The following is an 8,751-nucleotide window of genomic DNA, read 5'->3' as shown; positions in this document are numbered from 1 at the left end:
CTGCCGGTCCCCCACGGCCCCGCCTACCGCGAAAGCACTGCCCGCGGTCCCGGAAAGCCGGAAGCGCGGGCCCAGCGCCCAGGTGCCGTTCAGTGTCAGGTCGGCCCTCGGGTAGACAAGCCCCGTCAGCCGGTCCACGAAGGGCGTCACCCGCGCGGAGAGCCGGCCGTTGAAGTCCGCCAGCCGCGAGGGCACCCGGTAGGACACCGCCAGCGTCAGGTCCGGCAACAGCTCCAGGCGCTGCGCCGGGTCCGCCGCCGGGGTGTCCCCGACCTGAAGGGTCGTCAGCCGTCTGCTACCTGGAGAGATGGCTGACGGGGTGGTGTCCGGCGTGTCGGGCGTGTCCGGGGTGGCGTCCTCCGTCGCGCGCACGGAGTACGCCACGCCCACTCCCACCCCGGCCTCCAGCGACGTGCGGCGGTCCAGCCGGTGCGTCCAGGCGCCGGTGAACGTCGTCACCGTGGCGCGCGCACCGGTGGAGAAGCGGGAGTCCGTGTAGCCCACCGTGGTGGCCAGGGTGTGCCGGGGCGCGGGGGAGTACCCCAGGGACAGCTGCGCGCGCGGGCCGTACTGGAAGGGCACCGCCTCCTTCGCCGCGTCGTCCAGGCCGCCACTGGCGGAGAAGCCCGCGCTGCCCGACAGCCGCCAGCCCGGGCCCAGCCACACCGTCTCCGCCGCCAGCGTCGTCAGCGAGGACAGGAAGAACACCGTGTCCACGCCCTCCGGCAGGGGCTGGATGGGGACGTCCGGGACCGGGGTGTCCCCGGGCACCGTCGGGTCGTCGCCCGGCCCGCCGCCCAGGGGCAGGTTGGTGAAGAGGTTCACCTGGCCCAGCACGAACTCCTGGGTGCCGTGCAGGGTGAGGCCGCGGGACGGGCGCCAGTCTCCCAGCAGGCGCCCCACGTGCTGCACCTCCGTGCGCGGGGCGGTGGTGGCCTCCCGGAAGGAGATGCGCGGCGCGTACTGCACGGACGCCACCGCGCTGCCGTCGTCGTACTTCAGGCCCAGCGTGGGGACGATGTCCATGTCCGCCGCCACGGGGGCCACCGGTTCACCCGTGGCCTGCTGCTCCATGGAGCGCGCGCGGGTGTCCACGCGGGCCGCGGCGTCGTACGTCACGGAGGCGGAGGCCACCTCCAGCCACAGGCTCGTGAGGGCCGCGTCCAGCATCCGGCTATTCCACCACCACCACGTCGCCGGGGCGCAGGCGGAAGGCCGCCGCGCGGCCCTCGCCGCGGATGATGTCCTCGTAGCGCACGCGGATGCGCGTGGGCTGCTCGGCCTGCGGGTCGTCCCGGCGCAGCACGAAGATGCGGTCGCGGTGGGCGTAGTCCGTGAAGCTGCCCGCGGCGCCCAGCGCCTGGAGCAGCGTCGCGCCCGGGTCCAGCACGTGCGCGCCCACGTTGGCCACCTCCCCCAGCATCGTCACCGACATGGGGCGCGCTTCCTCCAGCGACACCGTGACGACGGGGTGGTTGATGAAGTCCTTGAGCCGCGTCTGGATCTGCTGCGCCAGCAGGGCCGGGGAGTGCCCCGCGGCCTCCACGTCATCCAGGAAGGTGAGGCTGATGTGGCCGTCCTCGCGCACCTTGGCGCGCGTGGTGAGCGCCTCCTGGCCGAACACCTTCACGTTGAGCACGTCGCCGGGGACGATGCGGTACTCCGCGTCCGACGCGACCGGCTTCTCCTGGTAGTCGTTCACCCAGGTGTACTTGCCCAGGCCGCCGCACGCGGGGAGGAGCAGCAGCAGCCCGGCGCACGCGAGCGCGCGGGAGACGGGGCCGCGGAATCGGGACGAAACGGACGGCATGGCGCTCCTCACGCGGTGGGGGCGGCCGACACGGCCACCTCGGAGGATGCTCCATTACCACCGCGCTGGCGCGCCATGCGCACGACCTGAATCAGCTCCGCCGGACGCACCGCGCCGGTGCCCAGCACGCCCGCCACGTAGGTGGCGGCCGTCAGCCCCAGCCGGGGCCAGGGCGCCACGCCCGCGCCAGAGAGCACCCGGTCCAGGGCCACGCACACGCCGCACACCACGGCCGTCTTCGCCACCATGAGCAGCGAACGCCGGTCGAAGGAGTTCCTTCCCATGCGGCCCAGGAAGAGCACCGTGACGATGACCTCCGTGAGGAACATGGACAGCGCGGTGGCGGTGGCGCCGCCGGACGGGCCAATGCGTCCGTACAGCCACGGGATGAGCGCCAGGTTGAACAGTGGGTTCACCACCGCGCCCATGGTGGCCGCCAGCGTCACCCACCACTCCTTGTTGGACATGGTGAGCCAGATGCTGCTGACCATGGTGACGTAGGCCATCACGAAGATGGGGGACAGCACGCGCAGGGGCAGCGCCGCGGGCTCGAAGCCGGGGCCGCACATCAGGCGCACCCACAGGTCCGCGCCCAGCACCATGGCCATCATCACCGGCACGGTGAACGCGAGCACGCCCTCCAGCGAGCGGCGCGTCAGGTGCGACAGCTCCTGGGGGGAGCGGGCCGCCGCGCGCGACATCATGGGCATCAGCACCCAGCCGAAGATGGGGGAGATGAGGAACGTGAGGCCCGCGATGCTGAACGCACCGCCGTACCAGCCCACCTCCTCCTTCGACGCGAGCTTGCCCAACAGCGACATGTCCGTGCGGCCGTTGCACGCCAGCGCCGCCGCGGTGAGGAAGAACGGCAGGCACGCCTTCATCACCTTCTTCGTCGCGGCGATGTCGATGCGGAACTTCAGGTCCAGGTGCTCCTTCGCCAGCTTCCAGCTGATGACGAGCTTCACCGCCTCCGACAGCACCATGGGCACGGCCAGCCACTGAAGGCCCACGCCGAACGCGGCCATCAGCGCCAGGCCGCCGCCCCAGACAATCTTGGTGATGACGTTGGAGACGGAGAGGCCCGCGACCTTGCCCTTGGAGTGCAGCAGCGCGGCCATGGACGCGTTGACGACGATGAGCGACTGGGCCACCGCGAACCACTGCACCAGGTGCTGCACCTCCGGGGGCTCGCCGGTGGTGTGGAGCACCAGCGCCAGCGCCACCATGAGGATGAGCGTCATCCCCAGGCGCAGGAGCATGGTGGTGCCGAAGAAGTCGCTCGCGTGATCCGGGCGGACGGGCACCTCCTTGCGGATGTACGTCTCCAGGCCCAGGTTCGTGGCCACGAAGAACGTGGCGGCGAACGCCTCCGACCAGTTGAAGTAGCCGAATGCCTCCGGGCCCAGGTAGCGCGGCATCAGCGCGCGGATGCCCAGCGCGATGGCGTACGTCACCATCAGCGAGCCTCCGAGCTGCAGGGTGCTGCGGACCGCGCCGCGCACTTCGTTCGCACGGGCGCCGTCGTCGGCTTCAGCGGAGGGGGAGATAGGACTGTTCACGGTCATGGATGATGCGGGCCTTCAGGGGGCTGCTGCGCACTCAAGGGGGGGAAGGCCCGCCCCATGGAAAGACAAACGGGCCCGGCGCGTCAACGCCGGGCCCGGGAAGCACACTCCGGTCGCTAGCTTGCCCCGCGACCGGTGATGACCACGGGCACCGTCTGCAGCAGCAGCCGCAGGTCGCCGGTGAGGCTCCAGTGGTCGATGTACTGCATGTCCAGGTACATCCACTGCTCGAAGGAGATCTGGTTGCGGCCGGACACCTGCCAGATGCAGGTGAGACCCGGACGCACCGACAGGCGGCGGCGCTGCCACGTCTCGTACTTCGCCACCTCGCTGGGCACCGGCGGGCGCGGGCCCACGATGCTCATCTCACCGCGCAGCACGTTGAGGAACTGGGGCAGCTCGTCGATGGAGAACTTGCGGATGAACCGGCCGATGCCGGTGATGCGCGGGTCGTTCTTCATCTTGAAGACGGGGCCGGTCTGCTCGTTCTGCGCGGCCAGCCGCTCCTTGAGCTCCTCCGCGTTCACCACCATGGAGCGGAACTTCATCATGTAGAACGGCTTGCCGTGCTGCCCGGTGCGCAGCTGCTTGAAGAAGATGGGGCCGCGCGAGGTGAGCTTGATGGCCGCCGCCACCACCAGGAACAGCGGCAGCAGCGCCCACAGCGCCACCGCGGACACGGCGATGTCGAACAGGCGCTTCATGGCCATCTGGTGCGGCTTGGGCGCCACCGCGGCGAAGTGCAGGTAGCCGTCCGCCACCGCGCGGGACTCCACCGGGCGGGCGCGGTCCAGGCGGAACGAGTGCGCCGGCAGCGCGAACGGCACGCCGAAGCGCTCCGCCAGCTTGATGGCCGCCTGCATGGACTCGCCCTGCTTGAGCGTGTTGCCCGCGATGTAGACCTCGCTGACGGGCAGCGTGCGCAAGAGGCGCTCCAGCTCGTCCGCGGGCCCCAGCACGTCCGCCGGCAGGCTGTCGCCGGAGGCGTGGTCCTCCGGGAAGCGCACGTAGCCCAGGATCTTGTGACGGCCGCGCTTGAGCAGGTCCTCGCCCGTGTACCGGCCCATGGCGCCGGTGCCCACGATGAGCACCTCCTCCGTGGGGGCCTCCTGCGAGGCCACCTGGCGGAAGACGCCCAGGCGCAGCATCAGCGCCACCGGCCAGAAGATGAAGAGCAGCGGCGCCAGCCCCACGTGGGCCGCCGCCGGCATCGCCAGCTCCAGCACCGCCTGCACCGTCACGACGGCCAGCGTGGTGACGGACACCAGCGCCACGTGGTCCAGCTTGCTGCGCTCGGCGAAGCGCGAGTCGTACAGGCACAGCGCCGTGCCCGTGATGAGCCACACCAGCACCGCCGTCACCACCATGCTGGGCAGCTCCCAGCTCATGGGGAACGTCAGCCCGCCGCGCATCCACGCGGACCCCAGCAGCACCCCCACCAGCAGCGCCACATCCACGGTGAGGTTCAACTTCGCCGCGAAGCCCGGCGCCAGGCGCGGCGGATCGGTGACCTCGGTCGAGGCCCCATTCACCGTCGAGGCGGGAGCCTTGACCTCGGCGCTTGCAGTCGCACTGCTCATCGTGTCCACCCCCCTCTGCTCACGTTCAGGTTTCGCAGAGGATACCGTCTAGGCTAGAAAAGTTTAACCAGGAGGAAATGCAAGACTGCCAAATTGTGCGTCGCGGCGCAACCACTGCTCAGCAAGAAAGACGTGACAGCAAGTGAAAGCTTGGAGGCCTGTGCCCGCCGTCTGATGCGACTTTGTGTCCGGAGACATTGAAGTCTGGCGGGTTCATTGGATCTTCGCTGGACTCCAAACGGACCCGGTCTGGCCGTGGACTGCATGTACGATGCCGGTCTGACACCTGGCTGCCTGCCCCTTCACCGGGATGGGTCATGGCGGAAGTCATGAGGGATTCCCGGGGTTTGGGCGTGGGCCTGCAGGCGTTCTGTCGCGGTGTAGACGTTGCAGCGGCCGTTCCTTGAGAACGCAGCGAGCGTCACGCCAGCACGCAGGGCCAGGTCGATGGCCAGGGAGCTGGCGGCGGACACGCTGACGACGACGGGGATGCGGGCGCGGGCGGCCTTCTGGACGATCTCGAAGCTGGCGCGGCCGCTGACGGCGAGGACCGTGGGCGCGGTGGGGAAAGGTGGGGTGGGCAGCCGGCGCGGGCTGCGCACGGCGCCGGCCAGGACCAGGGCCCCCACCACCTTGTCCACGGCGTTGTGGCGGCCCACGTCCTCATGGGCGGCGAGCAATTCGCCGTGGGCGTCCAGCGCGGCGGCGGCGTGCACTCCGCCGGTGTGCTCGAAGGCGTACTGGATGTCGCGCAGGCGTTCGGTGGCGCGGGCCACGGTGCGGGCGGAGAGGACGGGGCCAGGCGCAACCGGGTTGCAGGTGGCCATCAGGTCGTCCACGTCTCGGCGGCCGCACACGCCACACGCGGAGGTCGTGAGGGTGCCGCGGCGGGTGGCCTCCACGCGCTCCAGGTCGAGCACTGCGCCGGCGGCGGGAACGACTTCCAACACGTTGCCGTAACCTTCCTCACCGGGATGGCCGCAGTGGAAGAGGCTGCCCAGGTCGGCTCCATCAGTAAGGATGCCCTCGGCGAAGAGGAAGCCCACCGCGAGCTCTCGATCATGGCCTGGGGTTCGCATGGTGGTGGCGACGGTGTCGCCGCTCACGCGGATCTCCAGCGGCTCCTCCACGGCCACGCGGTCATCCTCGGTCTCACGGAGTGTGTCTCCGTCGAAGCGACGCACGGCGCGATGCGTGACGCCGCGCGGTTCAGGGCGCGGGCTGCGAGGCGCGGACTGATCACGCAGCCACGCAGTGAGGAAGTCCGCGACGGCGCGTGCATTCACTGGCAGGCGTTGACGCGAGGCGACTGAAGGTGGAAGCGCGGGCGCGTCCGTCACCACGGCGAGCACCCCCGGACGCGAGGCCGCGAGCGGCGCTTCCAGTCCCTCGCGCCACACCTCCAGCTTCGGGAGCGGGCCGTCCTTCCAGCCCTCCACGAGCAGCAGGTCCACGCGGTCGGTGTCACGGGCCAGGAGCGCGGGGGACAGCGGCTGCCGGGTGGTGAGCTGCGTGCCATCCGGCGTGGCGAAGCCCGTGGTCACGGCGCCCGCGGCGTCCAGGCGCGCGGTGTCGCTGCCCGCGCGGTGGAGCGGGTGCGCGTCCGACGAGTGCTTCACGTACGCCACGCGCAGGCCGCGCGAGGTCAGCTCCGGCAGCAGGCGCTCCAGGAGCGTCGTCTTGCCGGCGCCGGACCAACCGATGACGGCGAGCGCGGGAGGCGGCTTCACGCGGCCTCCACGGGTTGGAAGTCCGGCGGGTCGAAGAGCTGCACGTCCACGGCCTCGCCCTCGGCGAAGTCGGCGCGGCCCGCGGGGAGCACGGCCCAACCCCGGGCCGCGACGTTCTGGAGAATCTGTCCGGCGCCCTGGGGACGCAGGCGTGCCCACGGCTCGGCGCCGTCGTCACGCGCTTCGAGCGCCGCGACGGTGACGAGGTACGTGAGGCCCGCCTGCTTGTGGCGTGACTCGGAGAGGCGGGCGCGGGTGACGCGGCGCTGTTCGAGGACGCCCTGGTGCTTGAAGAGGAGGGGCCGCGCGAATTGATCAAACGCGACGGTGGCGGCGCCGGGGTTGCCGGGCAGCACGACGACGGCGGTGGAGCCCAGGCGGGCCACGGCCACGGGCTTGCCGGGCTTGAGCGCGACGCCGTCCACGAGGAATCGAGCCCCCATGCGGGAGAGGACCCGCTTCACACAGTCTCGATCACCCACGGACGCGCCGCCGGTGGTGATGAGCACGTCGACCTGGGGCGCCAGCTTCTCCAGCTGCGCGTGCAGCTCCGCCTCGTCGTCGCGCGAGCGGCCCAGGTGCGTGACGTCCGCGCCGGCCTCGCGGGCGAGCGCGGCCACGAGGATGCGGTTGCTCTCGAAGACCTGGTGCGGTTGGGCGGGCTGGCCGGGAGGAACGAGCTCATCCCCGGTGGCGACGATGGCGACGCGCGGCGCGGGGCGCACGAGCGCGGTGGCTTCCCCCAGCGACGCGAGCACGCCGAGCACGGTGGCGTCCACGCGCTGGCCCGCGGAGAACAGCGGCGTGCCGGGCATCACCTCTTCGCCAGCGCGGCGCAGGTCATTGCCGGGCGTGACGGAGACGAAGAGGTCCACGTGGGTGCCGTCGTCGGTGGGGCGCGCGGCCTCCTGGCGGACGACGGCGTCGGCGCCGGGGGAGAGCGGGGCGCCGGTGAAGACGCGCGCGGCCTCGCCAGGTTGGAGGGTGCGGCGCGGCAGGTGGCCGGCGTAGACGGTGTCGACGATGCGCAGGCGCGCGGGGCGGTCGCGGTTGGCGCCCCGGGTCTCCTCGGCGCGCACGGCCCACCCGTCCATGGCGGAGTTGTCGCAGCCGGGCAGCGCGCGAGACGCGGTGATGCCAGCGGCGAGGAACCGGCCATGGGCTTCCAACAGGGGAAGGTGCACGGGGGCCGCGGGCGCGATGGCATCGAGCGCGGCCAGTCGCGCGGCGGGGAGGGGAGTCAGCGGCATGCGTCCAGGAGGGGGAGCCGGACTCTATGACGGGCGGCGCGTGCCTTGTCCACGGGGGGCATGGGAACAGCGGTTGCTCCCTCCCTCTGGGGCTTGGCGAAATCCAGGGAGTGACGTGTTTCCCGGGCGAAGCGGCGGGGGAGTGGACGGAGGGAAAGATGTGTAGGGTCGGCGGACATGGATGGATCCACGACCTTTCCCGACGTGACGCTGGCCATCCTGGCAGGGGGGCAGGGGACCCGGCTGGGAGGCGTGGCCAAGGGGCTGCTGAGCGTGGAGGGGCTCACAACCCTGGAACGCCTGCGGGCGTTCGGTTCGCATTTCGAGGACGTGGTGCTGGTGGCCAATGTTCCGGAACCGTACGAGCGCTTCAGGTTTCGCACGGTGAAGGACACAGTCCAGGGGAAGGGAGCGCCCGGAGGCGTTCATGCGGCCCTGGGCGCGGCCCGCACGCCGTGGGTGTTCGCGGTGGCATGTGACATGCCGTTCGTCACGGAGGCCGCGGCGCGGGTGGTGCTGGACGCGCGGGCCGGGGACGTGGACGCGGTGTGCTTCGAGCGCGATGGACGCTGGGAGCCGCTCTTCGCGGCGTATCGCGCGGACCTGGTGACGCGGTGGGGTGAAGCGTTGTCGGAAGAGCCATCCATGCGGCAGGTGCTGATGTGCTTCCGCACGCGGACACTGCCCGTGGACGCATTGCGCGCGGTGGATCCGGAGCTGCGCGCACTGGCGAACGTGAACACGCCGGAGGACCTGGCGCGTTACGGCGTCACGTTGCCGGAGCGGTGAGTTCGGGACGGGGGCGTGTGGGGC

7 protein-coding genes and 1 pseudogene are annotated in these 8,751 nt (G+C 71.2%); 1 reads left to right on the top strand and 7 read right to left on the bottom strand.

Annotated features, from left to right (window positions below; genetic code table 11):
- From epsX to D7W79_RS34050, 7 genes and pseudogenes are all read right to left on the bottom strand, one after another.
- Positions 1 to 1,170: exopolysaccharide export protein EpsX (epsX, locus tag D7W79_RS34075; protein ID WP_120529506.1), on the bottom strand; the 1,170-nt coding region annotated here is incomplete at its 3' end.
- A 4-nt stretch (positions 1,171 to 1,174) separates the two neighbouring features.
- Positions 1,175 to 1,810, bottom strand: coding sequence for an exopolysaccharide export protein EpsY (gene epsY / locus D7W79_RS34070; RefSeq protein ID WP_120529505.1), 636 nt, complete (start codon positions 1,808 to 1,810; stop codon positions 1,175 to 1,177).
- Positions 1,811 to 1,818: 8 nt separating this feature from the next.
- On the bottom strand, positions 1,819 to 3,378 hold the full coding sequence (gene wzx, locus D7W79_RS34065; protein WP_244222127.1) for an exopolysaccharide biosynthesis flippase: 1,560 nt from the start codon (positions 3,376 to 3,378) through the stop codon (positions 1,819 to 1,821).
- Positions 3,379 to 3,494: 116 nt separating this feature from the next.
- Positions 3,495 to 4,967: an exopolysaccharide biosynthesis polyisoprenyl-phosphate hexose-1-phosphate transferase EpsZ gene (gene epsZ, locus D7W79_RS34060; protein ID WP_171438292.1), complete on the bottom strand. Its 1,473-nt coding sequence runs from the start codon at positions 4,965 to 4,967 to the stop codon at positions 3,495 to 3,497.
- Positions 4,968 to 5,260: 293 nt separating this feature from the next.
- Positions 5,261 to 6,205 (bottom strand): formate dehydrogenase accessory sulfurtransferase FdhD, encoded by a 945-nt coding sequence (locus D7W79_RS34055; RefSeq protein WP_439099258.1) that lies wholly within the window; start codon positions 6,203 to 6,205, stop codon positions 5,261 to 5,263.
- Positions 6,206 to 6,289: 84 nt separating this feature from the next.
- A pseudogene (gene mobB / locus D7W79_RS46315) lies at positions 6,290 to 6,688 on the bottom strand (molybdopterin-guanine dinucleotide biosynthesis protein B); the annotation flags it as partial.
- On the bottom strand, positions 6,685 to 7,938 hold the full coding sequence (locus D7W79_RS34050; RefSeq protein ID WP_120529502.1) for a molybdopterin molybdotransferase MoeA: 1,254 nt from the start codon (positions 7,936 to 7,938) through the stop codon (positions 6,685 to 6,687). The pseudogene mobB and the gene D7W79_RS34050, both read right to left, overlap by 4 nt.
- Before the next feature lie 177 nt (positions 7,939 to 8,115).
- Here D7W79_RS34050 and mobA point away from each other — a divergent pair, with 177 nt between their 5' ends.
- Positions 8,116 to 8,727 carry a molybdenum cofactor guanylyltransferase gene (gene mobA / locus D7W79_RS34045; RefSeq protein WP_120529501.1) on the top strand — a complete coding sequence of 204 codons (612 nt, stop codon included), beginning with the start codon at positions 8,116 to 8,118 and terminating at the stop codon, positions 8,725 to 8,727.
- Positions 8,728 to 8,751: the final 24 nt, after the last annotated feature.

The sequence above is a fragment of the Corallococcus exercitus genome (assembly GCF_003611585.1).
In the GTDB taxonomy this organism is placed as follows: domain Bacteria; phylum Myxococcota; class Myxococcia; order Myxococcales; family Myxococcaceae; genus Corallococcus; species Corallococcus exercitus.
Note: the sequence above shows the minus strand (reverse complement) of the source record. Positions and strands in the feature narration are given on the sequence as shown.

Excerpts from the sequence above, each read along its gene's own strand:
- epsY (WP_120529505.1), bottom strand. The coding sequence starts at position 1,810 with ATGCCGTCCGTTTCGTCCCGATTCCGCGGCCCCGTCTCCCGCGCGCTC.
- wzx (WP_244222127.1), bottom strand. The coding sequence starts at position 3,378 with ATGACCGTGAACAGTCCTATCTCCCCCTCCGCTGAAGCCGACGACGGC.
- D7W79_RS34050 (WP_120529502.1), bottom strand. The coding sequence starts at position 7,938 with ATGCCGCTGACTCCCCTCCCCGCCGCGCGACTGGCCGCGCTCGATGCC.
- mobA (WP_120529501.1), top strand. The coding sequence starts at position 8,116 with ATGGATGGATCCACGACCTTTCCCGACGTGACGCTGGCCATCCTGGCA.